The organism is Colwellia sp. 6M3, assembly GCF_014077595.1.
In the GTDB taxonomy this organism is placed as follows: Bacteria; Pseudomonadota; Gammaproteobacteria; order Enterobacterales; family Alteromonadaceae; genus Cognaticolwellia.
The window spans coordinates 1-677 of record NZ_JACGWF010000203.1 but is presented as its reverse complement, the minus strand read 5'-3'; the positions used below and the strand labels follow the sequence as shown (position 1 = coordinate 677).

At 34.6% G+C, this 677-nt stretch carries 1 protein-coding gene; it reads left to right on the top strand.

Going from position 1 to position 677, the window contains the following annotated elements:
* Nucleotides 1–143: 143 nt before the first annotated feature.
* Nucleotides 144–548 (top strand): hypothetical protein, encoded by a 405-nt coding sequence (locus H4J50_RS19015; protein ID WP_182257706.1) that lies wholly within the window; start codon nucleotides 144–146, stop codon nucleotides 546–548.
* Nucleotides 549–677 lie beyond the last annotated feature (129 nt).

The following is a 677-nucleotide window of genomic DNA, read 5'->3' as shown; positions in this document are numbered from 1 at the left end:
GAAAAGCAAATAAAATGCGGTAACAAAAACTAACAAGGGTTTTCAAGTCGGACAAATTACAGTTGGCTTTTTGTTCGTCCCTCACTTATTTTAGCCAACTGCAATTTGCCGCTTAAAACGGCGTTATGTGTACAAGGAAAGTTATGTTCAAGCCTCGAAGTATAGATGGTCAAATTGATTGGTTAGATGAAACAGGTATTAAAATTTATACTATTTCTGCTAGTAATAATTTAGTTGATCAATCTAAATACTTACCACGACTAAAATACGTTAAAGCATCACGTAAAATCGACTGGAATAATACTCCAGCTTTCGTGATTTTTCATGATGGTGCTGGTTGTGATTATTTGGTTTTAGTTTGGTGGGCAAACGAGAATGAATTATTTACATCAGTTTCAGTTAAAACTGAAGGTGAATGGGTAGAAGATCCTAACAAGTATTCATTTTGCTTGTACGACCTAGAAATATTTTGGGCAGAACGTAATATTTATATAGAAACAATTGACTGTGAGTACCCATCATTAAAGAAATATCAGGTCTTGCGTTAAGTACACATAACACATATGAGCCTTATTCCCGTCAATAGGCAATAGGGTTTTATTTAGCTGCCGTTAGGCAGCTAATTGTTCATTCAATTCACAAGTTCATCTACTTCGCTATGTCAATTAGCCATTAAA

Coding starts and splice junctions, on each gene's coding strand:
- H4J50_RS19015 (WP_182257706.1), top strand. CDS start 144: ATGTTCAAGCCTCGAAGTATAGATGGTCAAATTGATTGGTTAGATGAA.